The organism is Microbulbifer sp. ABF4_143, assembly GCF_056160225.1.
This window is the reverse complement of record NZ_JBSWWT010000007.1, coordinates 124,781-147,694: the sequence shown is the minus strand read 5'-3', so window position 1 is coordinate 147,694 and position 22,914 is coordinate 124,781. Positions and strand designations below refer to the sequence as shown.

20 protein-coding genes are annotated in these 22,914 nt (G+C 64.2%); 11 read left to right on the top strand and 9 right to left on the bottom strand.

What is annotated here, in order from left to right; genetic code table 11:
- Positions 1–4 precede the first annotated feature (4 nt).
- Complete coding sequence (locus ACXAF3_RS07710) at positions 5–1,318, top strand: sodium ion-translocating decarboxylase subunit beta (RefSeq protein ID WP_475111713.1); 1,314 nt, start codon at positions 5–7, stop codon at positions 1,316–1,318.
- A gap of 110 nt (positions 1,319–1,428) precedes the next feature.
- Here ACXAF3_RS07710 and ACXAF3_RS07705 read toward each other — a convergent pair whose 3' ends face one another.
- Together ACXAF3_RS07705 and ACXAF3_RS07700 are read right to left on the bottom strand one after the other, a co-directional pair.
- Positions 1,429–3,648: a hypothetical protein gene (locus tag ACXAF3_RS07705; RefSeq protein WP_475111712.1), complete on the bottom strand. Its 2,220-nt coding sequence runs from the start codon at positions 3,646–3,648 to the stop codon at positions 1,429–1,431.
- Positions 3,649–3,790: 142 nt separating this feature from the next.
- Positions 3,791–4,492: a type 1 glutamine amidotransferase gene (locus ACXAF3_RS07700; RefSeq protein ID WP_475111711.1), complete on the bottom strand. Its 702-nt coding sequence runs from the start codon at positions 4,490–4,492 to the stop codon at positions 3,791–3,793.
- Between the two features lie 152 nt (positions 4,493–4,644).
- On the opposite strand from ACXAF3_RS07700, the gene ACXAF3_RS07695 reads away from it, so the two are divergent.
- The 8 genes from ACXAF3_RS07695 (at position 4,645) to ACXAF3_RS07660 (ending at position 12,353) form a co-directional block, all read left to right on the top strand.
- Positions 4,645–5,523 carry a LysR family transcriptional regulator gene (locus tag ACXAF3_RS07695; RefSeq protein ID WP_475111710.1) on the top strand — a complete coding sequence of 293 codons (879 nt, stop codon included), beginning with the start codon at positions 4,645–4,647 and terminating at the stop codon, positions 5,521–5,523.
- A gap of 200 nt (positions 5,524–5,723) precedes the next feature.
- On the top strand, positions 5,724–6,506 hold the full coding sequence (gene djlA / locus ACXAF3_RS07690; RefSeq protein WP_475111709.1) for a co-chaperone DjlA: 783 nt from the start codon (positions 5,724–5,726) through the stop codon (positions 6,504–6,506).
- 34 nt (positions 6,507–6,540) lie between these two features.
- Entirely contained in the window at positions 6,541–6,846 is a 306-nt protein-coding gene (locus ACXAF3_RS07685; RefSeq protein WP_475111708.1) for a BolA family protein, read from the top strand.
- Positions 6,847–7,168: 322 nt separating this feature from the next.
- The gene (locus ACXAF3_RS07680) at positions 7,169–7,972 is read left to right on the top strand and encodes an OmpW/AlkL family protein (RefSeq protein WP_475111707.1); all 804 of its coding nucleotides are present in this window, start codon (positions 7,169–7,171) and stop codon (positions 7,970–7,972) included.
- A gap of 436 nt (positions 7,973–8,408) precedes the next feature.
- Positions 8,409–9,089, top strand: coding sequence for an OmpW/AlkL family protein (locus ACXAF3_RS07675; RefSeq protein WP_475111706.1), 681 nt, complete (start codon positions 8,409–8,411; stop codon positions 9,087–9,089).
- A gap of 243 nt (positions 9,090–9,332) precedes the next feature.
- Positions 9,333–10,151 (top strand): OmpW/AlkL family protein, encoded by an 819-nt coding sequence (locus tag ACXAF3_RS07670; protein ID WP_475111705.1) that lies wholly within the window; start codon positions 9,333–9,335, stop codon positions 10,149–10,151.
- Positions 10,152–10,240: 89 nt separating this feature from the next.
- Positions 10,241–10,513, top strand: coding sequence for a CDGSH iron-sulfur domain-containing protein (locus tag ACXAF3_RS07665; protein WP_475111704.1), 273 nt, complete (start codon positions 10,241–10,243; stop codon positions 10,511–10,513).
- A 124-nt stretch (positions 10,514–10,637) separates the two neighbouring features.
- Positions 10,638–12,353 carry a diguanylate cyclase gene (locus tag ACXAF3_RS07660; RefSeq protein ID WP_475111703.1) on the top strand — a complete coding sequence of 572 codons (1,716 nt, stop codon included), beginning with the start codon at positions 10,638–10,640 and terminating at the stop codon, positions 12,351–12,353.
- A 42-nt stretch (positions 12,354–12,395) separates the two neighbouring features.
- Here ACXAF3_RS07660 and ACXAF3_RS07655 read toward each other — a convergent pair whose 3' ends face one another.
- From ACXAF3_RS07655 to recQ, 3 genes are all read right to left on the bottom strand, one after another.
- Positions 12,396–13,892, bottom strand: coding sequence for a CoA-acylating methylmalonate-semialdehyde dehydrogenase (locus tag ACXAF3_RS07655; RefSeq protein WP_475111702.1), 1,497 nt, complete (start codon positions 13,890–13,892; stop codon positions 12,396–12,398).
- A gap of 135 nt (positions 13,893–14,027) precedes the next feature.
- Entirely contained in the window at positions 14,028–15,362 is a 1,335-nt protein-coding gene (aptA, locus tag ACXAF3_RS07650; RefSeq protein ID WP_475111701.1) for an omega-aminotransferase AptA, read from the bottom strand.
- A 297-nt stretch (positions 15,363–15,659) separates the two neighbouring features.
- Positions 15,660–17,477 carry a DNA helicase RecQ gene (recQ, locus tag ACXAF3_RS07645; protein ID WP_475111700.1) on the bottom strand — a complete coding sequence of 606 codons (1,818 nt, stop codon included), beginning with the start codon at positions 17,475–17,477 and terminating at the stop codon, positions 15,660–15,662.
- A 182-nt stretch (positions 17,478–17,659) separates the two neighbouring features.
- Here recQ and ACXAF3_RS07640 point away from each other — a divergent pair, with 182 nt between their 5' ends.
- Complete coding sequence (locus tag ACXAF3_RS07640) at positions 17,660–18,100, top strand: hypothetical protein (protein WP_475111699.1); 441 nt, start codon at positions 17,660–17,662, stop codon at positions 18,098–18,100.
- Between the two features lie 36 nt (positions 18,101–18,136).
- On the opposite strand, the gene ACXAF3_RS07635 is transcribed toward ACXAF3_RS07640, so the two are convergent.
- Positions 18,137–18,901, bottom strand: a complete 765-nt coding sequence (locus tag ACXAF3_RS07635) for a glutaminyl-peptide cyclotransferase (protein WP_475111698.1) — start codon at positions 18,899–18,901, stop codon at positions 18,137–18,139.
- A 12-nt stretch (positions 18,902–18,913) separates the two neighbouring features.
- On the opposite strand from ACXAF3_RS07635, the gene ACXAF3_RS07630 reads away from it, so the two are divergent.
- Positions 18,914–19,537 carry a DUF502 domain-containing protein gene (locus ACXAF3_RS07630; RefSeq protein ID WP_475111697.1) on the top strand — a complete coding sequence of 208 codons (624 nt, stop codon included), beginning with the start codon at positions 18,914–18,916 and terminating at the stop codon, positions 19,535–19,537.
- Positions 19,538–19,794: 257 nt separating this feature from the next.
- Here ACXAF3_RS07630 and mnmC read toward each other — a convergent pair whose 3' ends face one another.
- The 3 genes from mnmC to trmL are packed head-to-tail and all read right to left on the bottom strand — an operon-like array spanning position 19,795 to position 22,847.
- Complete coding sequence (gene mnmC, locus ACXAF3_RS07625) at positions 19,795–21,810, bottom strand: bifunctional tRNA (5-methylaminomethyl-2-thiouridine)(34)-methyltransferase MnmC2/FAD-dependent 5-carboxymethylaminomethyl-2-thiouridine(34) oxidoreductase MnmC1 (RefSeq protein WP_475111696.1); 2,016 nt, start codon at positions 21,808–21,810, stop codon at positions 19,795–19,797.
- Positions 21,811–21,822: 12 nt separating this feature from the next.
- Positions 21,823–22,365, bottom strand: coding sequence for a flavodoxin FldB (gene fldB, locus ACXAF3_RS07620; RefSeq protein ID WP_475111695.1), 543 nt, complete (start codon positions 22,363–22,365; stop codon positions 21,823–21,825).
- 11 nt (positions 22,366–22,376) lie between these two features.
- Positions 22,377–22,847, bottom strand: a complete 471-nt coding sequence (trmL, locus tag ACXAF3_RS07615) for a tRNA (uridine(34)/cytosine(34)/5-carboxymethylaminomethyluridine(34)-2'-O)-methyltransferase TrmL (protein WP_475111694.1) — start codon at positions 22,845–22,847, stop codon at positions 22,377–22,379.
- Positions 22,848–22,914: the final 67 nt, after the last annotated feature.

Sequence of the window (22,914 nt, the reverse complement as noted above, 5' to 3'; positions counted from 1 at the left end):
GCAAGTGGATAATCTACTCAATCTTTGGCAGTCGTCCGGCGCCTACCAGATGGCGTCGGGCCAGTTCGCAATGATTGTCGTCGGCCTGCTGTTGCTGTTTCTGGCCATCCGCAAAAACTTTGAGCCGCTGCTGTTGGTGCCCATCGGCTTCGGCGGCATCCTCGCCAATATTCCCGGCGCCGACCTGGCGCTGTCGGCGGCGGAGACGGCGCTGGCTTCCGGCGATGCGGTAGTGCTGGCGCAGATGGCGCAGATTCTGGGGGTGGAAAGCGCGAGTGATCTCTACGCGCTGAAGGAGGCCCTGGCCAATGCGCCGGCGGCGGTACAGACCCAGGCCACCCAGTACGCACTGGACGCCGGCTTCAGCAACGGCATGCTGTACAACTTCTATTCCGTCGCCATCGCCTCCGGCGTCGCGCCGCTGGTGATCTTTATGGGCGTCGGCGCCATGACGGATTTCGGTCCGCTGCTGGCCAACCCGCGCACCCTGTTCCTGGGCGCGGCGGCGCAGTTCGGTATCTTCGCCACGGTGCTCGGCGCGGTCGGGCTTTCCGTGGCCGGTATTATGGACTTCTCCATCGCCGACGCCGCCGCCATCGGTATTATCGGCGGCGCCGACGGCCCCACGGCCATCTACGTCTCCAGCCTGCTGGCCCCGGATCTGCTCGGTGCCATCGCGGTGGCGGCCTATTCCTATATGGCCCTGGTGCCGCTGATCCAGCCGCCGATCATGCGCGCGCTGACCACCGAGGCGGAGCGCAGGATCGAGATGGTGCAGCTGCGCCATGTGAGCAAACGCGAGAAGATCACCTTCCCGCTGCTGCTGCTGATCCTGGTGGCGCTGTTCCTGCCGGACGCGGCACCGCTGTTGGGGATGTTCTGCTTTGGCAACCTGATGCGCGAGTGCGGCGTGGTCGCGCGCCTGTCCGACACGGCGCAGAACGCGCTGATCAATATCACCACCATCTTCCTCGGTCTTTCCGTCGGCTCCAAACTGGCCGCGGACAAGTTCCTGGATCCGAAGACCCTCGGCATCCTGGCGCTGGGTATCGTCGCCTTCGCGATCGGCACCGCCGCCGGTGTGTTGATGGCGAAGCTTTTGAACCTGGTCAGCAAGCACAAGATCAACCCGCTGATCGGTTCCGCCGGCGTGTCCGCGGTGCCGATGGCGGCGCGGGTATCCAACAAGGTCGGCCTGGAAGCCAACCCGCACAACTTCCTGCTGATGCACGCGATGGGCCCCAATGTGGCCGGCGTGATCGGATCGGCGGTGGCGGCCGGTGTGATGATCACCATGGTGCGCGCCATGGGCGGCTGATGGATTTATCGGAATTCAGATTTGTAGGGGCGAACCTTGTGTTCGCCTTTTTTGTGTTGGATGCCGGGAATTTAGGAGGTTCGGTGGCAGGGCCCTTACATCCGGCGCCCCTACAGATCCGACTGGTGTGCTTTGCCGAAGGAGCGCGGCGGCCCCAGCAGCGGCGTTTTCACCGGCTTGGCCGCGCCCGGTACAATCACAAAAGAGTTGGCGCCGGGGTTGGTCTGGAAGAAGAGCGGCCCGTCCTTTCTCCAGTTGTTTACCAGCCAGATATTCCCCGACGGATCCACGGCGCCGCCGGTGATCCGCTCCAGCGCATCGCTGGTGTAGCCGGTCGCCGGGGAAATGGCGTCGCCGAATGTATGCCCCGGCGGGCATTTGCCGACGCCGCAGAAGCGGGAGATACCGGTATCCGGCCACTGGAAGCCATCCTCCGCGTCCTCCATCGGCGTGTGGCCAAAATTGAATACCCACACGGTGTCGTCGCCGTCGACCGCATTGCCCCAGGGAACGCTCAGGCCGCCCACCTTGGTGAACTGCTGCGGTGTGCCGCCGCCGGCCGGGTAGAAGATCAGCGACGGCATCTTGCCGCTCTGTGAATCCAGTGGGGTCTTGCAGACGATGTTGACCGTGTCGGAACTCGACACCCACATATTGCCCTGGCTGTCGCCGGCGATACCCATCGGCCAGGACAGGTCCACTGCGGAGGAGTCCACGGTTTCCACACTGCCGTCGGCGCTGACGATATAGATTTCCTGCGCCTGGTTGCCGGTGACCCAGGCGCGCCCCTCGGGATCGATGGCGATCGCGAAGGGTTTCAGCAGCGGGATTTCGTTGTCGTCTCCGGCGATGCCGCCGGGCAGCGGGATATTGCGCGCGCGCAGCGGGTTGCCTTTGGGAATCACCGTGACAGTGTCGTTGCCGCAGTTGGCGACCCAGATATTGCCGTCGCGATCCGACAGCGTCGCCTGGGGCCAGGAGATATTGCCACGGGTGAAGCCGCTCTCCGGCGACAGCGGCAGGCCGTTCGGCAGGAACAGCGACACGCTGTTGTGGGTGGCCGGAATCTTCTTTGCCGGATCCGGCGGTACAGTGCCATCCGCGCAGTTCGGTGACTCGAAACCGAAATTGCCGACCCAGATCAGGCCGTGGGGATCCACAGAGATACCGAAACCCGCACCGCTGAGCCCGCCGCCGAAGTAGGGCGTATCCGGAAATTTCTCCCCCCAGGGGAAGAACTTCAGCAGGCGCAGGCCGGTGCAGGCGGTTTCCACCGGTGCCCTGGGTTCATAGTTGTCGTTGATCCAGCCGAAGCCACGCCCGTCGATGGCCACATGGCCGGGGCCGTTCATCAGGTTGAACCTGTCCTGCCGCGAGAAAAATCCGCCGGTGAATTTGAGGAATATCAGCCAGTTGGTGGGTCTGTCTGTCAGGGCCGGCTGGTAGATCGGCGACAGGAGCGAGAGTAGGAACAGCGGGTCGTCGGCGTTGGACGGGTAGTTCGGGAAGGCCGGAAATTTGGCGATGTTCGCCACCGCCTGCAGGACATTGCGCGGCCGGGGGCCGCCGCCGGCGGTGGCCGCAAACAGCGCGCGGCAGTTGTCGGTATCGGCGATACAGGCGGCGACGACGTTGGCCAGGGCGTTGAAGGTGGCCAGTGTCGATGTCTCTGAACCGTTCGGTTTTCTCGCCAGCACCTCGCCGATATCGCCGCTCTCGGGATTGGCCATATTGCCGGCCATCTTCACCGCGTTGAGCATGCCGTGGGTATTGCCGCGGATTTTGCGCCCGTCGATAAACTGGGCGAAGGCGGTGCCGGTGGCGACGGTGGTACGCTCGTTGATGACGACCTTTTTCAGGATCTCTGAACCGGAACCGACCGCGCCGGCGAGCATTCGCGGATGTTTTTCCGCAATGATGAAGTAAACCGGGTTGCGCCGCGGCTGCCGGTTGCGCGGCAGCCTGAAGCGGATCTCGAATTCCCCGGCGGCGTCGGTGATCGAGGCCCCGAGGATATGCTCGATGGACAGTGGCCCGGCGTAGCTGACCAGAAGAAAAACCCTGTAGCCGCGCAGGGGGCTGCCGTTGCCCTCCAGGGTGCCGCGGATCTTCTCCACCCGCGGCAACCAGGGGCCGTTCGGCGCGACACCGTGCGCGCCGCCGGCGGCCTCCGCTTCCGGTCGCGAAAGCGGATCGCCCTCAGAGTGGGACGGATCGGCGGAGCGGGCCGATGCATAATACGCAGTCATCGCCAGCAGCGCGGCGACCGAGATGACGACCAGAAATTTGAGGGAATAGAGGCGGCTTGCGGGCTTGCGGGACTCATCCATGAACTTTTACTTCCCAGCTGCTCAGTTCACGACAGGAGGGGCCAGGGGAGCGCCCTGTCAAAAAAGTATGGCACAGGATGGATGGGCGGCTGCCGGGAAGGGGGGCGCCGGTGCGCAGCGGCGCCGCGGAAGAGATTCGGAATCAGCCCTGCAGCTTCTGGGCGAAACGCAGCAGGGCGGAGGATGCCGGGCGGCGGGGTTCCGCACCGGTCAGCGGGCGAAAATGCCTGTCGAGCAGTTGAAACAGGGCGCGGCGGCTGGCCAGGTGGAAGATTTCCGGCGACCCGTGACGGGCGTAGTATTCCGGAAACAGCCGCGCGATATCCTGCGGCGTCCACTCCAGGTGAAACTGCAGGCCGAGAATACGCTCGCCGGATGAAAACGCCTGGTGCGGGCAGAGTTTGGATTCCGCCAGGCACTGTGCGCCGGCGGGAATCGCAAAGCGATACCTGTGCGCGTGGAACACAAGCCCGGTGCCGAGTGACCAGTTCTGTTTCGGCGTGACCGGCAACCAGCCGAGTTCCTCCTCCGGCATTTCGATAACTTCCGCTCCGAGCGCGTGGGCCAGCAGTTGCGAGCCGAGACAGATGCCGAGAATCGGCAGATTGGTCTTTATCGCGCGGCGGATCCAGTCGATCTCCAAGGCGAGCCACCGCAGCCTGCCGCGGTCGCGCACGTCCATCAGGCCGCCGAGAATCACCAGCCCGTCGAAGCCTCCATCGGGGAGTATTTCCCGCCGCGGATCGACGATCAGCAATTCGATATTGCGCTCCGCGGCCCAGTCGGCGATATACCCGGGCCCCTCGTGTTTTTCATGCTGGAGGGCCAGCAGCCGCTTACTCATGGTTGCTGAGAGTCCCGCGTTTCCAGGTAGAGCGCCTTCTTGAAGCGGATGTCTTTTCCCGAAGCATGTGTATCGGTCAATCTTGTCATGGCGAAATTCTAGCCATACATTGGTGACCAATCGATTCTGAGTCGCAGGAATGTAATTCCAAAATGGAAATAGATGATCTGGAGAAGTTCCTGGTGATCGCCGCCACCGAGAACCTGCAGCGCGCGGCCGACCGCCTGGATACCACCGCCGGGGGCCTGAGCAAGTCGCTGCGCCGCCTGGAGACGGCGCTGGACACGCGACTGTTCGACCGTATCGGCAAGCAGATTCGCCTCAACGACGCGGGCCGCCGGCTGCAGCAACGGGCCGCGGAAATCGTCGCCATGGCCCGGCAGACCCGCGCCGAGTTCGGCGGCCTCGCCCGCGGGCCCGAGTGCCGTGTGGCGGCGCCGGCGGTGCTGCAGCTGGAATGGGCGCGGCGCATACAGCGGGCGCTGGCGGAGCAGCGGGCCGATGCGCGCCTGTCCATGACCTCCGCCTACGAGGCGCTGGCGCTCAGGATGCTGCTGCGCGGCGAAGTGGATTTCGCCCTGGTGACCGATGCGGTGGCGGCGCAGATTCCCGGAGACCTGTCGGTGCGCGCCTTGGGCACCACCACCATGCGTGTGGCGGCGGCGCCGTCGCACCCGCTGGTCGCGGGGCGCAAGGCGCGGCCGGTGGAGGTGACGGCGGAGACGATATTGCAGTATCCGTTTGCCGCGCCGCGCATCTCCCCCTTCTGCGGCGAGGAGCGGGGTATCGGCAGCGACGGCTGGCGCGAGGACGCGCTGCCGCGCAAGATTGCGGTGGTGGTGAACGACTACGGCGTGCTCTGCAGCCTGGTACAGGGCGGCCAGATGCTGGCCTACCTACCCGAGGAGCTGCTCGAGGAGATAGGCGCGGTGCGCCTGAAAGTGGTGGATTGCCCCTATTGCTGCAGCGAGAATCTGATTTTGGTCTGGCGGGGCGGTGGCTGGCTGGACCGGCTGGCGCAGGCCCTCTGAAGCCCCGCGGTGCGGGAACTATTTCCCCGGACGCCCCTCACTATTGTGGTCCGTGTATATCCGCGGGGAACCGGCGGCGGAGATCTGCCGCGGGAATCTGGCCCCGCTCGTCGGAGTACCTGGGCGCGGCGGTGCGCATGCTATGATAGGCGCGCTTTTTATCACAGCAGGGGCGCGGAGCGGCGCTCGGAGGGGAACTTATGTCCTGGTTGGGCGCGGGTATTGGAGCCGGTATCGGCTTGATGTTTGGGGGCCCCATAGGCGCGGCCCTGGGGGCCTGGATCGGCGGCTCCGTCGGTTCCGGCTTGCGCCATGTCGGCGACGCGGCGGCGAGCCTGAACCGCGAGGGGGCGCAGGCGGTTTTTATCGTTGCGCTGTTCTCGATGCTGGCGAAGGTGGCCAAGGCGGACGGGCAGGTGTCCAGGGCCGAAGTCCAGCTGATCGAGGACTTTATGCGCAACAACCTGCGCCTCAGCGCCGAGGACAGGTCACAGGCGATCAAGATCTTCCAGAACGCCAAGAGCGACAACTACAGCATCTACGACTATGCGCAGCAGTACCGGCAGCTGGTGCGCAACCAGGCCATGCGCGAGATGGTTTACCGCCTGCTGTTTGCGGTCGCCTACGCGGATGGCGAATTGCACGCGGCGGAAGAGGCGATATTGCGCCGCATCCCCGCCGACCTGGGGCTGCACGAGTCGATTTTCACGGCGATGCAGGGGGAGTTCGATGGCCGCGCGCCGGCGTCGGCGGACAGCCTCAGGCACCACTATGCCGTGCTCGATTGCACGCCGGAAACCAGCGACCGCGATCTGAAGCTCGCCTACCGGCGCAAGGCGGCGGAATTCCACCCGGACAAGATCGCCTCCAAGGGGCTGCCGGAGGAATTCATGCGCCATGCGGAAGACCAGATGAAGAGCATCACCGTGGCCTATGAAACCATCGTCGAGGCGCGCAAGCGCAAGGCGGCTGCGACTGCCTAGGGAACCACGAGAGACAATCTAATCGAGGTGTTGGATGACCCTTGCACAAAAAATTGAACAGAAACTGACAGCGGCATTTGCCCCCCTTCATATAGAGGTGCAGTGCGAGAGCCATATGCACAATGTGCCGCCCGGGTCGGAAATGCACTTTCGCGTGGTACTGGTCAGCGACGCCTTTGCCGAGCTGCGCAAAGTGCAGCGGCACCAGAAGGTTTACGCGGTGCTGGCGGAGGAGATGGCCGGTCCTATACACGCGCTGGCGCTGCACACCTACAGCCCGCAGGAGTGGGAGGGGGCGGCGCCGCAGAGTCCGGAGTGTCTCGGCGGTGGAAAAAAGTAACGTATTTTCTCGCGCCTGATTGTCACTTCCTGAGTTGTTCCACCACCGCGTCGCGTCTCTCTTCGGGCTGCCGCGGCGCGTAAACACTCCCCTTGGCTTCCTGTCCATCTCGCCAGCTGCGCGAAATACCTCGTTCGATTGGCGCACATTGGTTGCTGTTCCCCGCCACAAGAAATACTTCCGCGCCTAAATTGCAGGATTGTTCTTTTTTGGCGTCAAAATTTGGTCGTTTTTTCTACAGGGGTGCTTTCACACGACTAGACTGATCATTGATTGGGCTGATTGCTGTTTTAATCTGCTGAATATCAATGGAGTTACCCCAATGAAGATGACGCGTATTTTGATCCCCGCGCTGGCACCGCTGGCACTTGCAGTTTCCAGCGTGGCCTCTGCAGGACCTGCCGGCTATGCTCCGCCCCCGCCGCCCCCCGAGAGGCAGGAATTTATTATCCGCCTGGGTGCATCCTATATACACCCGAATGCGGATCGGGTGACGTTTACCGATTCATCCCACTTCTTCTTCGATGGGTTCCGTTCGACCCTGGATCCGGACGATGAGTGGGGCTGGAATATCAGCGGCGTCTGGAAGCCGATGGATCATTTCGGCTTCGAGCTGATGTATATCGACGGCGACGACCATGTCGGTGGCGACAGCAAGGGATTCCTCTCGATTTCCGGATTCGACGATGACGTCCGGCTGCGCAACCTGACCAAGTTCTCGCCGGAAATGAGCACGGCCATGGCCAACTGGTATCCGCTGGATCCATCCTGCATGTTCCAGCCGTATGTCGGTGTCGGTATCAACTACACGGATTTCAGTGGCGAGAGCTTCCGCGGCGTTGCCCGCGATGATCTGCGGGAATTCGGTCTGAGAGGCCGGCTCTCCATGGGTAATTCCTGGGGCTACGCCTGGCAGCTCGGCGCCGACCTGAATTTCGGCCACGACAGCGCCTGGCTGGTGAACGTGGCGGCCATCTACCTGGATTCGGAGACGGATGTTGAGTTCCAAATCCTGGAGGACAGCAGCTCGTCAAGCCCCAACCGCGTAGTGGAGGCCTACGGCGGCGACTACCTCTACAACCCCTGGGTATTCAACCTGTCGGTGGGTTACAAGTTCTCTTTCTGATCGCTTTGTCAGAACCTTTCTTCGGGGCGCTTCGGCGCCCTTTCTTGTTTGCGTCGGTTGGGCGGCAGGTTGAATACGGCGCCGCTTTATATCCCTCGCCCCGGCGCCGGACTCAACCGGTGAGGGAATTTCTGTCGGCCACAGGGCGAAAATTTCTGCGCCAACTTTACACAAAAGTTCTAATTGGAAGCGGAATGGTCGGGTGTTTTTTCTACTGTGGTGTTTTTTCGTGTCTAGACTGAAAAATGATTGGGTGGATTGCTGTTGAATTTGCCGAATATCAATGGAGTTATCACGTATGAAAATGACGCGCATTCTTACACCTCTGGCTCTCGCAGTTTCGGCCGCGGTAGGAGCGCAACAGGCACTGGCGGGACCCTCCGGTTATGCCCCGCCGCCCCCCGGACCGAAACCGCTGTACCATGCCGGGACCACGGTGATACGCCTCGGTGGCGGCTATTTCGATCCGGACAGCACTTCCGGAAAACTGATAAACCCACAGTTTTTCCCCGAGTTTGACCGCTTCGACTACGACCTGTCCGACGAGTGGACCTGGCAATTCAGTGCGATGTTTATGCCGGCCGACCACTTCGGCATCGAATTCAACTACCAGGGTGAAACCGACCACGACCACAAGGTCCGGGTCGACAGAACCTTTATGGGGGAGACCTTCTCCGACAAGTTCAAGGTCAGCAATCTGGACAGAACCACCAGTGTGTTGACATTCAACTGGTTCCCGGTCTGCCCGGAATCCTGGGTGCAACCCTATATCGGCGTCGGTACCAGCTATACGGAATTCGACAGCACCAATGTGAAGCAGGGGTTTAACGATTTTCTGGAGGAATATGCCGATGCCATAGGCCCGGCCCGCTTCTCGATCAAGGATTCCTGGGGCTGGGTTGGCCAGATCGGTGTCGACATCCTGTTCGGACGCGACAGCAACTGGCTGGCGAACGCCGCGGTCCAGTATCACGATGTCGACTTCAGCTCGTCCCTTCTTTACCCGGTCCGGGGGCTGAACAACACCGGTGGTGTCCGCACCTTCGAAAATGCGGTGCGAGCCGATCTGGAGCCGGATCCGTGGATTTGGAATCTGGGTATCGGCTACAAGTTCTGATAGCCGTTATCGGGAAAAAGGCGCTTCGGCGCCTTTTTTAATACCTGTGGGATTCCGCGGTAATCGTCTTGTCTTCGCTCCGCAACAGATACCGCCGGCACAATACTTGTGCCACGGGGCGTTTCGGGATTGGTCGAATTTTCTACAGTTGAGGGTCGTGGCGTCTAGACTGGAATATAGGACCTTCCCGGGAAGCGGGTAAATTTGCTCCGAATATATCCGCCATCAATGGAGTGATGAGTTATGGAAATGACGCGTATTCTGGCACCCGTGGCACTGGCGGTCTCTGTCGCCGCCGTTTCCGTCGGCGTCTCGGCCGGCCCCAGCGGATACGAGCCACCGCCGCCTGCAGCGCCGCCGGCCGTCTATGAGGCCGGAACCGTCATGGTTCGCATCGGCGCCTCCTATATCGACCCCGACGACGATACCGGCAAGTGGCGCTACGATCGCAGCCTGTTCCCATTTTTCGACGGTCTTCGCTACGAATTCGACGGGGACACCACCTGGAATATCACCCTGGGCTTTATGCTGGCGGACCATTTCTCGGTGGAGTTGGGGTATATCGGCGAGTCCGAGCACGATTTGGATCTGAACGGCCTGCAGAGCGCGTTTATCGATGACTTCGGTGTCACCAAGATCCGCGCAGGATCCGTCGAGCGACGCACCGGCACCCTGATGGTCAACTGGTTCCCGGTGTGCAAGGAGTCCTGGGTACAGCCCTATGTCGGTGTCGGCGGCCACTATACCGATTTCGACAATGTCAATTACAGCGTCAGTGCCAACGACTATCTGGCCGAGGTGGCCGGTGCCCTGGGTGGAGCCAAGCTGTTTATGGAGGATGACTGGGGCTGGGGCGCGCAGCTCGGGGTCGACGTCGTGTTCGGGCGCGACAGCAACTGGCTGGTTAATCTGGCGGTGCAGTATATGGATATGGAAGTCGACACCGATCTCCACTTCGCCGCTCCCAGTCTCTTCGCCCCCGGCGTCGCTATTCACGCGGCGAGAACCAAGGTGGAGTTCGATCCCTGGATATACAATCTCGGGATCGGCTACAAGTTCTGACCGCCGGGCTGAAAAAGCCCGGACGATATTTTTCAACAAACGGCTTCTAGCCACAGTGGGCCACGGGCCCTCTTTTCCCGGCGCATGCGATGACGTCACCGATAGTCGCCAACAACAGCCCGGTGCGGGTGCACCTGGAAGCGGGGAAGAACTACTTCTTCTGCGTCTGCGGCCGCTCCGCAAACCAGCCCTTCTGCGACGGCAGCCATAAAGACACGGGCCTTCAGCCGCTGAAATTCACCGTACCGAAAAGCGGGGACTTCTGGCTGTGCTGCTGCAAGCACACCCGCAACCGCCCCTTCTGTGACGGCCACCACAAGCAGTTCAGCGAAGCCGATATCGGCCGGGAGCGCGACCTGTAACACGGGCCTGAGTCCGGCCCCGGGGGTGCGCTCCGCCGCGCCTGTGTTACCATCGTCCCAAGCGGGCCGCACTCGGACGTGGCGCTCGCGAGAATAATGACAAATACCGGATCGGGTGATTGCGATGGAACGTGTGTTTGCGCTCTGGGGGATACTGCTCCTGTACCTGGCCGGCGGCGCCAGCGCGGAGCCGCTGCCCGTCACCGCGGGGCAGGCGCCGACGCCGCTGACCGGGCACCTCCGCCTGCTGGAGGATCCGGGCGGGGCGCTGACATTCACTCAGGTGCAGAAACCCGAATACCGGCGGCAGTTTGCGCCCGTCGCGGCATCATCGGCCAATTTCGGTATCACCCGTTCCGTCTACTGGGTCACTTTCACGCTGCGCAACCCCACCGACAGGCCGCTGCCGCTGGTAATACGGCAGGACTACCCGCTGATCGACTATCTGGATTTCTGGGCGCCGCACAAAGACGGCGGTTGGCGCAAGGTTGCCACCGGCGACCGCCTGCCCTTTGCCAGCCGCCCGCTGGCGTTGCGGGATTTCGTCTTCCCGGTGCTCCTGCCCGCGCAGAGCGAGCGCACCTATTATTTGCGCTATGAGACCCAGGGCTCGCTCAATATCGGGCTGTCCGTCAGCAGCGGAACCGCCTTCCTGCCGCGGCTGAACGTCGAGCAGTTGCTGCTCGGTATCTACTATGGCGGTTTCCTGGTGCTGGTGCTCTACAACCTTTTTCTGTTTATGGCGGTGCGGGACAAGGCCTATCTCTACTATATGGCCTACGCCGTCAGCTACGGCCTCTACTTTGGCACCCTGAACGGGATCTCATTTCAGTTCATCTGGCCCGGCAATCCCTGGCTGGGCAATCAGAGCCTGTTGGTGTTACTCGGCCTGTCTATGCTGTTTGCCGCCCAATTTGCCCGCGAGATCTGCGTGGGGCGGCTGCTGGCGCCGCGCATCGACCGCCTGGTGCGCTACCTGCAATATGTGCTGATACCGCTGACCGCCATTGCGCCCTTCGCCGGCTATCGGCTGATGGTGACGACCCTCACGCTTTTTGTATTGACCTTCTGCGTGCTGTTGTTTGCCATGGGTACCGTCAGCCTGCTCAGGGGCTCCGTTTCGGCGCGCTTCTTTATGATGGGTTGGAGCACGCTGATTGCCAGCGTGGTTATCTACGTCCTCAAGACCTTCGGGCTGCTGCCCCACAACAACGTCACACACTATGCGTTTCAGGCGGCGGCGCTGATTGAGATGCTCCTGCTTTCCTTCGCGCTCGGTGCGCGGGTCAACGAAATCCGTAAGCGCGGCTATGTCGACGAGCTGTCGCGCCTCTACAACCGGCGCTATTTCGACGAGCAGCTGCCGCGGGAATTCAATTTCGCCGCGCGCTCCGGCACGCCGCTGTCTTTGCTCGTGATGGATCTGGATCACTTCAAGGCGATCAACGACCGCTACGGGCACCGGCAGGGCGATCTCGCCATTCGCGCCATCGGTCAGCTGATCCTGAAACAGGTGCGCAAGCCGGTGCTGGCCTGCCGTTACGGGGGCGAGGAGTTCGCGATACTGCTGCCGCGTACCCGGGGAGAGCAGGCGGCCGTGATCGCCCAGCGGCTGGTGCAAAAAGTGCAGGAGCTGGAGCCCAACGATATGCCACTGACTATCAGTATTGGCGTGGCCAGCTTCGAGGGCGATAACTTCTGTGCGGCCACGGAGCTGTTCGAGGCCGCCGATGCGGCGCTGTATCGCGCCAAGCAGCAGGGGCGGAACAGGGTGGCTGTCAGCGCCCCCGCGGCGGCGTCGCAGACCGATACCGAGTCAGAATCGCTCCCGGTTGCCTAAAGAGTGGGAGCGGCCAGAGGCCGCTCCCGCAGCGGGTTGGAATTAACCGTTGCTGGGGAAGGTGAACTGCGCCCCTTCGCGCACGCCGCTGGCAGGCCAGCGCTGGGTGATCGTCTTGCGCTTGGTGTAGAAGCGCACCGAGTCTGGACCGTAGGCGTGCAGGTCGCCGAACAGGGAGCGTTTCCAGCCGCCGAAGCTGTGGTAGGCCACCGGTACCGGCAGCGGCACGTTGATACCGACCATGCCGACCTTGATATTATCGGCGAAGTAGCGCGCGGCCTCGCCGTCGCGGGTGAAGATACAGGTGCCGTTGCCGTACTCGTGGGCGTCGATGATATCCATGGCGTCTTGCATATTGTCCACGCGCATCACACAGAGTACCGGGCCGAAGATTTCCTCCGAGTGGATCACCATGCCTTCCTTGACTCTGTCGAACAGGCAGGCGCCCAGGTAATTGCCGTTCTCGAAGCCGGGTACCTTCAGGCCGCGGCCGTCGACCACCAGCTCCGCGCCTTCCTCGATGCCCTTGGCGATATAGCCCTCGATTTTTTCCAGTTGCGCGCGGGTGACCACCGGGCCCATATCGTTGCTGTTGTCCATGCCGTCGCCGACTTTCAATGCGGCGATACGCTCCTTCAGTTTTTCGATCAGCGCGTCGGCGGTGTCATCGCCGACGGCGACGGCGACGGAGATGGCCATGCAGCGCTCGCCGCAGGAGCCGTAGGCGGCGCCCATCAGTGCGCTGACGGCGTTGTCCAGATCGGCGTCCGGCATAATGATCGCGTGGTTCTTGGCGCCGCCGAAGGCCTGCACCCGCTTGCCGTTGGCGTTGCCGGTTTTGTAGACATACTCCGCGATCGGTGTGGAGCCGACGAAGCTGACCGCCTGGATGCGCTTGTCGGTCAGCAGGGTGTCCACGGCCTCCTTATCGCCGTTGACCACGTTCAGCACACCGGCCGGAATGCCCGCCTCCAGGCCCAGTTCGGCGATAAACAGCGCGGAGCTGGGATCGCGCTCGGATGGCTTCAGGATAAAGGTGTTGCCGCAGGCCACGGCCATCGGCCACATCCACAGCGGCACCATGGCCGGGAAGTTGAATGGAGTGATACCGGCGACCACGCCCAGGGGCTGGAACTCGCTCCAGGAGTCGATGGCCGGGCCGACGTTTTTGCTGTGCTCGCCTTTCAGCAGTTCCGGCACGCCGCAGGCGTATTCGACGTTTTCAATACCGCGCTGCAGCTCGCCCAGCGCATCGTTCAGCACCTTGCCGTGTTCGCGGGTGATCAGTTCGCAGATCTTGTCCGCGTTCTGCTCCAGCAGGTCCTTGAAACGGAACATAATGCGCGCGCGCTTGATCGGCGGCAGGTCGCGCCAGGCGGGGTAGGCGGCCTCGGCCGCGGCGATGGCTTCCTCGACGGTGGCTTTACTGGCCAGGGAAACCCTGCCGATCACCTCGTTGGTGGACGGGTTGATCACGTCCTGTTGGCGCCCGCCGCCGGCGATCATTTTTCCGTTGATCAGGTGGCCTATGGTGTTCATTGTTGTGCTCCCACTATTTTCTGCTGGGGGTTGCCCCGATTATTGAATTGAATTCGTTGTGCTCTTTGTAGGAGCCTGCTCGCAGGCGAACATCCACCGGGGGCCTTCGCCTGCAAGCGGGCTCCTACAGGGCGGTTACTGGATAGTTCCCAGAATCTCTTTCAGCGTCTGCGCTATCTGCTCGATCTGCGCCGGCTCGACAATAAACGGCGGCGCGATGGCGATAGTATCTCCGGTCCAGCGCAGCAGTACACCGCGCCGGTAGGCCTCCAGCACCACTTCCATCGCGCGCTTGCTCGGTTCGCCGTCGCGCGGCTGCAATTGAATCGCGCCGGCCAGGCCGTAGTTGCGGATATCGATCACGTGGGGGGCGCCCTTCAGGCTGTGCAGTTCCTGCTCGAACTTGGGTGCCAGTTCTTTGACGCGCTCGAACAGTTTTTCCCGCTCGTAGATATCCAGCGTCGCCATGGCCGCGGCGCAGGCCACCGGGTGGGCGGAGTAGGTGTAGCCGTGGGCCAGCTCCGGGAGATGCTCCGGGCCCTGCATAAACGCATCGTAGATACCCTCGCGGGCGAAGACCGCGCCCAGCGGAATGGCGCCGTTGGTGATGCCCTTGGCGGTGGTCATGATATCCGGCAGCACGCCGAACGCCTCGGCCGCGAAGGCGGCGCCGGTGCGGCCGAAACCGGTGATCACCTCGTCGAAGATCAGCAGTATATCGTGCTGGTCGCACAGTTCGCGCAGACGCTTCAGGTAGCCCTTGGGCGGCAGAATCACGCCGGCGGAACCGGCGAAGGGCTCCACCATCACCGCGGCGATATTCTCTGCACCCTGCAGCTCGATGATATCCAGCAGCCGCTCGGCCATGGCCTCGCCGCCGTGTTCCGGCAGGCCGCGGGAGAAGCGGTTTTCCGGCAGCAGCGTATGGGGCAGGTGATCCACATCCAGGGCCGGGCCGAAGGTCTTGCGGTTGCCGACCATGCCGCCGACGGAGATACCGCCGAAGTTCACCCCGTGGTAGCCCTGGGCGCGCCCCACCAGGCGGATCTTTTCCGGGTGCCCTTTGGCGCGCCAGTAGGCGCGGGCGATTTTCAGTGCGGTGTCCGCGGCCTCGGAGCCGGAGCCGCAGAAGAAGATGCGGTTCAGGTCGCCGGGGGCCATATCCGCCAGGCGCTTGGCCAGCCTGAACGACAGCGGGTGGCCGAACTGGAAGGCCGGGGAGTAGTCCAGGCTGGTCAGCTGCTGGGCCACGGCGTCGGCGATCTCTTTGCGGCCGTGGCCGGCGTTGGAACACCAGAGGCCGGAGAAGCCGTCCAGCACCGAGCGGCCGTCGGCGGTCGTGTAGTGCATGCCCTCGGCGCTGACAAACAGGCGCGGGGCGGCCTTGAAGTGGCGGTTGCCGGTAAACGGCATCCAGTGGGCGTTGAGTTCGTCGCTGCTCAGACCGGCGAAGCTGTCGATCTCGGCCATGGTTCACCTCGTGCGAAGTCGGGTTTGTTATCGGGTTTATTGTCGTGTGAGGTGAGTCTAGGGGTGCTTAATAAAATTTACAATAGTTGAATGATTGTTCGGTTATTGTTGTGAAGCTGCGCCCGCTGTCGGGGCGGGCCACTGTCGCGAACACTTCGCCGGAGACGCCGTGGATACATCCCTGTAGGCTTGTCTGCGAGGTCCCTCTCGCAGACACTCCGGCAAAGTGTTCGCGACAGTGGGCCCTTCGCATCCCGCTGTGTTCTCAATGGCCGGTCGATACGAGTGTTAAATATATTAATCGATATTGGCGGTTTCTAAGTCCCGCAATACCGCCAGGAAGGCGTCCCCGAATCGCTCCAGCTTGCTGTCGCCGACGCCGGATACCGCCAGCAGCGCCTCGCGGGTCTGCGGGCGGGCGGCGACCATGCCGCGCAGTGTCGCATCGTGGAAGACCACATAGGGCGGCACGCCATGCTCGTCCGCCAGCTGCTTGCGGCAGGCGCGCAGCGCCTCCCACAGCGGCTCGTCCGCCGGGAGTATCTCCGCCGGCGGCGCGCTGCTGGCGGTTTCTCCGCGGGCGGCCCTGGCCCGCGGCGGCAGTTTGCGCAATTGGATGGTCTCCTCGCCGCGCAGCAGCGGGCGGCAGGCCTCGGTCAGGCGCAGGCTCTGGAATTCCCCCTCCACCTCCAAATAGCCGCGCACCACCAGCTGGCGCACAACCCCGCGCCACTCGTTGGCGGACAGGTCTTTGCCTATGCCGTAGGTGGAGACTTTGTCGTGGCCGAATTTGCGCACCTTTTCATTCTCCGAGCCGCGCAGCACGTCGATCACATGGGCGGCGCCGAAGCGCTGGCCGGTGCGGTAGACACAGGACAGCAGCTTGGCCGCGGCCTGGGTGCCGTCCCAGGTCTGCGGCGGTTCCAGGCAGGTGTCGCAGTTGCCGCAGGGCTCGGGCAGCTCCTCGCCGAAGTAGCGCAGCAGCGCCTGGCGGCGGCAGCTGGTGATCTCGCACAGGCCCAGCATCGCGTTCAGGCGCGCGCGCTCCTGGCGCTTGTGCTCCTCGCTGCCGTCGGACATTTCCGCCATCTGCGACAGCTTGACCACATCCTCCAGGCCGTACAGCAGCAGTGCGGTGGAGGCCTCGCCGTCGCGCCCGGCGCGGCCGGTCTCCTGGTAGTAGGCCTCGACGCTCTTGGGCAGGTCCAGGTGGGCGACGAAGCGCACGTCCGGTTTGTCGATCCCCATGCCGAAGGCGATGGTGGCGACGACGATAACGCCCTCCTCGCGCAAAAAGCGGCGCTGGTGCTCGGCGCGGGTCGCCGCCGGCAGGCCGGCGTGGTAGGGCAGGGCGTTGAAGCCCTGCTGGCAGAGCCACTCGGCGGTGCTCTCCACCTTGGCCCGCGACAGGCAGTAGATGACGCCGGCATTGCCCCGCTGCTCGGCGCGCAGGAACTGCAGCAGCTGGCGGCGCGGGTTGTCCTTCTGTGCGATGCGGTACTGGATATTGGGCCTGTCGAAGCTGCTGACGAAGTGTTCGGCATTCTGCAGGTCCAGGCGCTGGGCGATTTCGGCGCGGGTGCGCTGGTCGGCGGTGGCGGTCAGCGCGATGCGCGGCACATCGGGGAACTGCTCGTGCAGGCAGTTCAGCTGCAGGTAGTCGGCGCGGAAATCGTGGCCCCACTGGGACACGCAGTGGGCCTCGTCGATCGCGAACAGCGAAAGCCGGGCCCGGGAGAGCAGGTCCAGGGTGCGCGGCTGCAGCAGCCGCTCGGGCGCCATGTACAGCAGGTCCAGTTCGCCGCGCAGCAGCGCGCCCTCAATGGCCTGGGCCTGATCGAAGGGCAGGGAGGAGTTCAGAAAGGCGGCGTTGACGCCCGCCGCCTGCAGCGCTTCCACCTGGTCCTGCATCAGCGCGATCAGCGGTGATATCACCACCCCGCAGCCGGGCCGCGCCAGCGCCGGTATCTGGTAGCACAGCGACTTGCCGCCGCCGGTGGGCATCAGCACCAGGGCGTCGCGGCCGGCCATCAGGGTGTCAATGACCTGCGCCTGTGGGCCGCGGAACTGGGTGTAGCCGAAGACGTGTTCGAGGATTTCTTGTGGGGAGTTCATGGTCGCGGAGTATACCGCGCGGGGGCATCCGTGCGGAGGCCGGTGGTTTTCTGCGCCGCCGGGCTGCGAATCCGGCGGCGCGGCTGTCGGCAACAATGCAGACGAATGTCGCCTATTTGTTTTTGTGACGGAGTTCTCAGGTCTATAATCGCGGCACCACAGACATAGGCAAGGATAAGGCTATGCGCGCTTCGATAACGGTGTCTCTGCTGTTGGTGCCGCTGGTGATAGGGGCGGGGCTCGCCGGGTGTGCCACCAGTGCGCCGCGGAATCTGGTTCAGTCCGCCCTGGCCGACACCCATCTCGGCTGGCAGCCGGCGCCGGAAAACCAGCTCGCGGTCTCCCTCGCCACCGCCTCCGGTATAGCGCGGGTGGAACTGCAGCCGCTGCCGCGGGATCTGCACACACTGACGCTGGATCTGCCCGGTATGCGCAAGGTGGAGGGGGTGCAGTGGCAGAGTGAGGACGGCGCTCAGTCGATGCTGTTTGACGGCGCCGGCGGCCCCGAGGGGGTCAGCCTGCAGAGCCGCGGCCACGGTTTCCGCCTGGAGATCAAGGGGCCGGCGCTGGACCTGGTGCGCGGCGGCGGCGTCCTGACGGTGATCGATTACTACCGCGGCTAGCCCCGAAAGTCCGATCGCGGCCATGGGCCGCTCCTACTATTGCTGTTGGAATCCCAGTCCCCGGGGCCGGATCAGGTAGAGTTTCGGCCAGTATTTCCCCGTTACCCAGAGTCCGTTGCGCGCCCGGTCCCAGGCGATGCCGTTCGCGACTATATCCGGGTGGCGGGTATCCGGGGCCAGTTCACTCAGGTCGATCTGCCCGCGCACCTCGCCGCTGGCCGGATCTATGGCGACAATCCGCGTGTCCTGCCAGATATTGGCCCAGATCAGCCCGTTTGCATATTCCAGCTCGTTCAGCCGCGTCCACCGCTCGCCGCCGCCATGCACCTTCAGGCGCCGCTCGATCGCGAAGGTCTCCGGGTCGCGGAAAGTCAGCTCGTCGCTGCCGTCGCTCATGATCAAACGCTCGCCGTCGCTGGTCAGCCCCCAGCCCTCGCCGGCGTAGTGGCGCAGACCCAGCGGCGACAGGTCGCGGGCGCGGTAGACCTGCAGTTCGCCGGCGCGGTAGGTGAGCAGGTAGAGCTTGTCGCCGAGCACGGTGAGCCCCTCTGCGAAACGGTTCTCAGCCAGCCACTTGCGCCTTAGGGGATTGGCGCCGGGATCGCTATACTCCGCCAGCCAGGAGCGCCCGTAGAGGCCGCTGCTCTCCCACCAGCGCTGGCCGTCGAAGAAGAGCCCCTGGGTAAAGTGATCCGCGGGGCGGCTTCGCGCCTCCAGCACCGAGAAAGGCGTGACCGGCAGGGTGCCCGCGGCAGCGGCAAGGGGGAGCAGGATCAACAGTAGAATCGTGAGTTTCCGCATCAGAAGAACGCTATGACCAGAATAAAAACTTTTGTCACCTTGACCCTGCTCGGCGGGCTGGCGGTGGTGCTGCCCATCGCGATATTCATTTTGCTGTTCCAGTGGCTGTTCGGCCAGATCAGCGAGCTGGTTGCGCCGGCGGTGGCCTGGCTGGAGGCGCACACCGAGTTCAAGGATACCCTTGCCCGGCTGGCGGTGATAGCGCTGATCCTGGGCGGCTGCTTCCTGATCGGCCTGCTGGTCAAGACCAGTGTCGGGCGCTGGCTGCACCGGCATGTGGATCACTGGCTCGGGCGCCTGGCGCCGGGCTACAACACGATCAAGGACCTGGTGCTGCAGTTTATCGGCGGCGGCACCGGCGACGGGGTGCTGTCGGGGCCGGTGGCGCGGGTGCGCATTCACGGCGCCGACAACCCGCTGTCGGTCACCGCGATAGTGACCTCGCAACACGCCAATGGCGACTTCACCGTCTATGTGCCCACGGCGCCGGTGCCCACCTCCGGGTTTGTATTTCACGTCCCGGCGGACTGCGTGGAGATACTGCCCCATGTGACGGTGGAGGCGGCGATGAAGTCCATCGTGGCCTGCGGCTCCGGCAGCGGCAACCTGCTGGCGCCGCCGGCGCAGAGCCAATAACCATCCCTAGGGAACCTCTGAATAATTCCGCAATGCCTCTGCGGGACCTGAAGGCTGCAGCTGTTAGGCGCAGCTCGCCGCGAATGGCCCAGCCCTTTGCAAGAGCTGCAACGCCGCAGATGCGGCCTTCAGGCCCCGCCCTGCGGGGCTTACAGAGCGATTCACACTCTGCGTTGCGGCTTCTTGAAAGGTCTAGATATTCCTGCGAAGCCGCGCCTTGATTGTGAACCGCTCTGCAAGCCAGAGGTATCGCGGAATTATTCAGAGGTTCCCTGGCGGTTCTTGCCCAGATCGCGAATCGCGAAGCGCGCCGGGTGCAGCGCCTTGACCAGTTCCGCCGACACCGGCATCGCCTCCGCACAGATCCACGCCGCGATCACCTCCGCGGCCAGCGGCGCATAGGTGAAACCGCGCGAGCCGAGGCCGCCCAGTACATAGAGTGCCGGCTGGTAGTCGGCCCGGTGCGGGATCAGCCGCTTGCGGTTCCTGCGCAGCTCGGCGTAGGTCGAGTCTAGTGAATCCCAGTCCGGCACCGGGCCGGCCATCGGCAGGTAGTCCGGCGTGGCCGCGCGCAGGGCGGCGCGGCCCGAGAGTGCTTGTGTGGAGAAATCCGCGGCGATTTCCGGCAACAGCTCCGCCAGGGTGTGCAGGTTTTCCCGGTGCTCCTCCGCGCGTATCTCGGTGCGCTCTTCCTTCAGCTTGAAGGTGGCGCCGAAGCTGTGCCGCCCCGCGTGCGGTGGCGTGATATAGCCCTCGCCGCACAGGGCTGTCCTGAGTTTTTGCGATCGCCCGCTGGCCGCGGCGCTGGAGACCTGGCCGCGAATCGGGCGCAGGGGCAGGGGCGCCGTCTGCGGGAAACGGCGTATACCGTTGGCGGTGCAGATGACCACCGCATCGGCGGTGAACTGGCCCGACGCGGGCTCGCCGGCGGAAACGCAGTGCAGCAGCCAGCCGTTTTCCCGCCGGGACAGGGCCTCGACCTCGGTGGCATTGTGCAGGTGGATATTGCCGTGATCCAACAGTGCGGCGCAGACCCGCTGCGGCTCCAGCCAGCCGGCCTGCGGAAAATAGAGGCCGCCGAATTGCAGCGGCAGGCCGGCGATGGCGCTGGCTTCGCCGGCATCCGCCGCGCGGGCCAGCCGATCCGCCCGCTGCAGGGTGAGGCGCTCGTTTATCTGTCGCTGCAGTTGCGCTTCCCTGTCGCTCTGCGCCAGCTGCAGCAGGCCGCAGAAGTGCGCGGCATCGGGACATAATTCGCGGTAGTAGCGCTGTGCGAACATCAGCGCGTGCAGATTGAAATCGCCGTTGGGGCCGGGTTTGGGGGACAGCTTGGCGTAGAGTATGCCCTGGTCGTTGCCGGACGCGCCGGCGCCGGGCTGCGGGCCGCGTTCGAAGACGTGGACCTCCAGGCCGCGCTCGGCGAGGGCGCGGGCCGCGGTTGCGCCGGAAACGCCGGCGCCGATGACCGCGACTGTGCGGATGCGCGGCGCCCATGGCGCCCTCGGCAGGTGCCAGGGCGTGGCGCCGATCTCGGCGGGCGCGCTCTGCGACAGCCGTCCGCGCAACATCTCCCGCTTGCGCCCGAAGCCCGGCACCTTCTCCAGCGCGAATCCGGCCTCCTTCAGGCCGCGCTTGACGATACCGGCGCAGGTGAAGGTTGCGAAGGTGGCCTCCCGCCCGCTCAGTGCGGCGATATGCGCGAAGAGTTCCGGGGTCCACATGGCCGGGTTCTTGGACGGTGCGAAGCCGTCCAGAAACCAGGCGTCCACCTGGCGATCGCACGCCGCATCTCCGAGGCGCAGGGCGCCCAGGGCTGCGCAGGCCTCGCCGATCACCAGGGTCAGGGCGACGGGGCCGAAGTGCAGCCGGTGTACGCCGCTTGCCAGCAGCGGCGGATACTGCGCCGCCAGCTGTTCCGCCAGCGGTCGCAGCTGCGGCCACAGCGCCAGTGCGCGCTGCAGGTCTTCGGGGTGCAGCGGATACTTCTCCACCGAGATAAAGTGCAGGCGCGCGCCCGCCGGTGCGCACTGGCGCCACAGCGCCCAGGCGGCGAGGAAGTTCAGCCCGGTGCCGAAGCCGGTCTCGCCGATGGTGAAGGTGTCGCCTTCGCCGAGGGCGGCCCAGCGCCGGGGCAGGTCGTTCTGCTGCAGGAAGACGTAGCGGCTCTCGTCGAGCCCGGAGGCGGTGGAGAAGTAGATGTCGTCGAAGGCGCGCGAGCGCGGCTGGCCGTCGTCGCGCCATTCGATATCCGCGTGGTGTCTGCTGTCGCTCACGGTGGGGGCGGCTCAGGTCTGCAGGCCGAATTCGCGCATCACCTGCGCGCACCACTGGTCGATACGCTCGTCGCTGAGCTCGAATTCGTTCTCCTCGTCCAGCGCCAGGCCGACGAAGTGCGCGCCGTCCTCGGTCAGGCCCTTGGATTCCTCGAACTCGTAGCCGTCCGCCGGCCAGTAGCCCACCGCGCGCGCGCCGCAGGCCAGCAGCTGCGCGTGCAGATAGCCGAGGGCGTCCTGGAACCACTGCGGGTAGCCGGCCTGGTCGCCGAGCCCGTAGAGAGCCACCGTCTTGCCCTGCAGGTTCAGCTGCGCCAGGTCGTCCCAGACATTTTCCCAGTCCTCCTGCAGCTCGCCGTAATCCCAGGTCGGGATGCCGAAAATCAGAAAGTCGTACTGCTCCGCCAGGGCGATATCGCCATCGGCGACATTGTGCAGGTCTATCCACTCGGCGCCGATACGCGCGCGGATCTTCTCCGCGGCCATTTCGGTGTAGCAGGTGCTGGAGCCGTAGAAGAGCCCTATCGGGGCGAGGGAATCCGTGGATACGTGCATATGGACGAATACTACTGTGTCAGGGCGCCGGCAAAGTCCAGCTGGCGCCAGGCTTCATAAATGACCACTGCCGCCGCATTGGAGAGATTCATGCTGCGGCTCTCCGGGCGCATCGGGATGCGCAGTGTGTGTTCCGGGCCGACCCGCTCGAGGAACTCCGCCGGCAGGCCGCGGGTCTCGGGGCCGAAGACGATGGCGTCTCCGGGGCGGTAGTCGATATCGGAGTGGCTGCGGCGGCCCCTCGTGGAGAGCGCCAGCACCCGCACCGGCCGCTCCGCGTCGACGAAGGCCTGCCAGTCCCGGTGGCGCAGCACGCGGCTGTACTCGCCGTAGTCCAGCCCGGCGCGGCGCAGGCGCTTGTCGTCCATCGCAAAGCCCAGCGGCTCTATCAGATGCAGCTCGGCACCGGTGTTGGCGCAGAGGCGGATGATATTGCCTGTGTTGGGGGCGATTTCCGGTTGGTAGAGGACGATCTTGAACATGGAACCTGCGCAAACGCGGCCGGCCTGGGCCATGGGCGCCGATGCCAGGGCCTGGCGCCTCTAGGCG